4 protein-coding genes are annotated in these 3,539 nt (G+C 63.8%); 1 reads left to right on the forward strand and 3 read right to left on the reverse strand.

Translation table 11 applies throughout. The annotated features are described in order from the left end of the window. Positions 1–200: 200 nt before the first annotated feature. Complete coding sequence (locus AC0Z36_RS29360; RefSeq protein WP_485466126.1) at positions 201–746, reverse strand: hypothetical protein; 546 nt, start codon at positions 744–746, stop codon at positions 201–203. After that, positions 740–1,090, reverse strand: coding sequence for a hypothetical protein (locus tag AC0Z36_RS29365; protein WP_485466127.1), 351 nt, complete (start codon positions 1,088–1,090; stop codon positions 740–742). Before AC0Z36_RS29365 ends, AC0Z36_RS29360 begins: the two co-directional genes overlap by 7 nt. 741 nt (positions 1,091–1,831) lie before the next feature. Here AC0Z36_RS29365 and AC0Z36_RS29370 point away from each other — a divergent pair. Further along, positions 1,832–2,743 carry a phosphotransferase enzyme family protein gene (locus AC0Z36_RS29370; protein ID WP_485466128.1) on the forward strand — a complete coding sequence of 304 codons (912 nt, stop codon included), beginning with the start codon at positions 1,832–1,834 and terminating at the stop codon, positions 2,741–2,743. An 11-nt stretch (positions 2,744–2,754) separates the two neighbouring features. Here the strand turns inward: AC0Z36_RS29370 and AC0Z36_RS29375 are convergent. Beyond that, positions 2,755–3,539 (reverse strand): NsdA family TPR-like regulatory protein (locus AC0Z36_RS29375; protein WP_485466129.1); only part of this gene is annotated, 785 nt, incomplete at its 5' end.

Here is a 3,539-nt window from a genome sequence, read left to right on the forward strand (position 1 = left end):
CCGTCCCGCACCCCGACCAGCCGCTGACCACCGGTCACCGGCCGTCACCCCATGCCCGGAACCGTCACACGACGTGAACCCGCTGAATGTTTACCTCCAAAGCTTCGACATCGCCGACAGCGGGTACGGAATATCTCCGCCGCCGCTAACTCTCCCCACGACCCAAACCCCCATTTCTTAGACCCAGGCCAAAACGGAAGCTAACTCAGCATCTGATTCTCTTCAAAGCCTAGCTCGTCCTCGATCTCCAAAGCAAAGGCAGCATGCCACCTGACAGGCGCTGGCCACACATCTGTCGTCATCGTGCGCAAATACCCATTAGCTTCATCTGTATCAAATTCACTCAATGACAGGATCGCCTTCTGGCACAGCCAATAGGCTGGAGAGTCCGACACTATAGAACGCTCCGCCAGCCTAAATATGCTATTAGCCGCTCCCGCTTCGTGGATCTCACCGAGAATATCTACCACATCCTCGTTATTCAGTTCGGCAATATTCGCATCCAGAAGGTCGCGAAGAACATTTCCGAGACCAGGAACCTGAAGTGGCGCAGCGAGATTGGCGAGCCTCTCCACTCGGCGCCACTCCTGGGCAGCCACCGACTCCCGGATCCAGCCAACGACGGAGTCTCTCACATCCGGATATTCGTTCGCGATTTCCCTAGCGCGCTCAACTGTGATGAACCCAACCGCCAGAGAGTCAATCAGGTCGGCCCGAGATCCACTCTCACCTGAAAGCATCACCAATCACCCATCCTTGCAAAGTTGGCAATTCTCGAGTTGAAGACATCTACAGATCCCGGCCTAAGCCCAAAGGTCTCTCGACCACGCTCAATCTTCAAGTGCACGGAATTTAGATCCTTGCCTATTTCCCCAGGCTCTTTCCCGGCAGCAATGAGCGCATCACGCGCCCCTGGAGCCATTTCATAGCGAACGAGGACCGAGTATTTATCGGCATTTCGACCGCCACGACCACCTACTCGACTCCGAAGCCCTTGGAGATACCCGCGCGACTGTGTAACAAAATTCTCTGTACCCTTGACTGAAATCTCGCCATTGGAACCCAATTGCGCGAATTCTTTCTCGCTCATGGCTCGATGGAATACTTCATTGCAGTTATGTACGAGGACCGGCGTGCTACCGGCCAGTACATAGTACGTGTGATCGGCGACTCCTTCCGGCCTGCGTCGTAGCAGGTCACCGGCAATCTATCCGTCCGCTGAGGTGCACGGAAAGATGCTCCCGACCGCCCCTGTTGCCGTCAGCGCTGCCGTCAAAGGTCTAGACCTTCGGCTGTTTCTGGTAATTCTGGAGTTTCTGGTGGGAATTGCCGCAGGACGGCAACCCGACGGCGCCTCGCGCACACCTGCCTCGGTCGTCATCCCGTCTGCCGTCGTCCCGCCCGCAGGGGTAGCGGGCGCGGCTCCGGGCGGCCAGATGGAGCACGGCATGCCATGAACGATCTGGCCGCCCGGGGTCGGGTCTGCTCGGCTTGTCCTGGGACGTCGGCCGGCGGGATGGCGGCTCCCTCTTCACCACGGACCACCCGCAGGTCGCCACCAAAACCCCCGTCATCCCGGAGCCGGAGCGCCCCCGCCGGAGGCATGTCCTTGATCTGTTCGTTCGGTGACCCGTCAGATGCCCCGCGGTCCGCCGGAGGGCCGCCGACGGGACCGGCGGCCACGCCGCACGCCCGGAAGGCGAGGCCTCCGGGCGGGCCGCGCGGCTCGCTCTGCGCGCCGCCTTGATCCAGTACAGCTCAATTCGGCAACTCCCCCAGCGCGACAGATCGCCAGAGCGCTCCAGCTCCGACAGCGGGTAACGTCGCTGGCATGGCAGACACCGGGGAGTCTGGGCAGGCGTTCACCGCGGACCGCGCCGGCGCGGTGATGGAGACAGCGTGTGCCGAAGCGGGGCTGAGCACGGACGGCGCCTCGCTCGTACGGCTCGGTGAGAACGCGGTCTTCCGGCTCGCTGAGCCGGTGATCGTGCGGGTCGCCCGGTCGGCTGAGCGGCTTCGGGAGCAAGAGCGGCTGGTGGCCGTGGCCCGGTGGCTTGCTGAGGTCGACTTCCCGGCGGTTCGTGTCGTGCCGAACACGCGGCAACCTCTGGTCATCGACGGACGCGTGGTCACGTTCTGGCAGCTCGTGGCGGAGAACGAGCGGTACGCGGACACGGTTCAGATCGCGGAGCTCCTGCGCCGGTTCCACTGGCTCAAGGAGCCGGAGTCGCTGGGTCTGACGTACCTCAGCCCGTTGGCGACCACGATGCGGCGGCTGGACACGATGTCGCATCTGTCGGACGGTGACCGGCAGTTCCTCACGGAGCGCGCGGAGTTGCTGCGGAAGCGGTACGACGCGCTGAACTTCGTTCTTCCCTTCGGCATGATCCACGGGGATGCGAACGTCGGTAACGCGCTCCAGGACGAGTCCGGGCGTGCGGTCCTTATAGACCTCGACGGCTGCGAGCTCGGCCCTCGTGAGTGGGATCTGACGCTGACCGCGCTCTACTACGAGCGCTTCGGCTGGCACACGCGGGCGGAGTACGACGCCTTCGTCCGGGCCTACGGCTTCGACGTCATGAACTGGTACGGGTATCCGGTCCTGGCGGACATCCGGGAGCTGACGAGCACGGTGTGGCTGGCTCAGAAGTCCGATTACGACGACAAGGCCGCGCACGAGGTGGACCGCCGGATCTCAGACCTTCGCACCGGAGATGACCGGCACGGTTGGAAGGCGTTCTGACGGCTGCCGGATCAAGCGCTGAGCTCCCACATCCGATGCGCCGCGGCCTCCTCCAAGAAGTCGGCCACCACCGCGTTCCCGCTGTAGCGGACCAACCGCGCCCGGAACTCGCTGAGGTAGGACACGCACCGCGCGGACTTGAGCTGACGGCCTAAGACCAGCGCTTGAAGTGCCGCGCGGCAAGCTTGCTCAGGCTCGCCGTGGTCCAGCGCCGCATCGGCGAGAACCATGGTCGCGAAGAAGTCACTGCGTACGTAGGTCCCGTCCGTTCCGCCGAGACAGAGTTCGGCGTACGTCGTCGCCTGGCCGGGCCTCGACAGATCACGGAAGCAGTGGCCGAACTCGGCGGACATCTCGGCCGAGTCGAAGTAGCTGATGAACTCCGGATCGTGTCCGGGGTTCTGGCGCCCGAAGATGGTCTCCGCCTTCGACAGTGCGGTAGAGCAACCGACCTTGTCCCCAAGCCTGGCCAGGGCGCGGGCCTCCATCGCGTGGAACTGCGCGGATATCGTCGCCGTGCCGTGCCGCTCGGTGCCCAGTAGAGCCGCGCGGGCAAGGTTCGCGCCTTCGACGAACCGGCCGAGGAACGTGGCCTGGTGGCTCATGGCGGACAGGATGCTCCCCGCCAACCGGCGGTCGCCGGCGGTCTGGGCGAGATGCAGTGCTTGAACGAAGTAGCCCTGGGCCAAACCGTGGTGCCCTGAGGCTTCGCCATCTTCGAACGTGCTGGTCAGCGGGGCTGGCGTGGCGGGCTGTAGGGGTACTCGTGCTGGTGGTGGGCGGGAGTCTGCCGTGT

Source organism: Kitasatospora sp. UYEF31 (genome assembly GCF_057291755.1).

Excerpts from the sequence above, each read along its gene's own strand:
- AC0Z36_RS29370 (WP_485466128.1), top strand. The coding sequence starts at position 1,832 with ATGGCAGACACCGGGGAGTCTGGGCAGGCGTTCACCGCGGACCGCGCC.
- AC0Z36_RS29365 (WP_485466127.1), bottom strand. The coding sequence starts at position 1,090 with ATGAGCGAGAAAGAATTCGCGCAATTGGGTTCCAATGGCGAGATTTCA.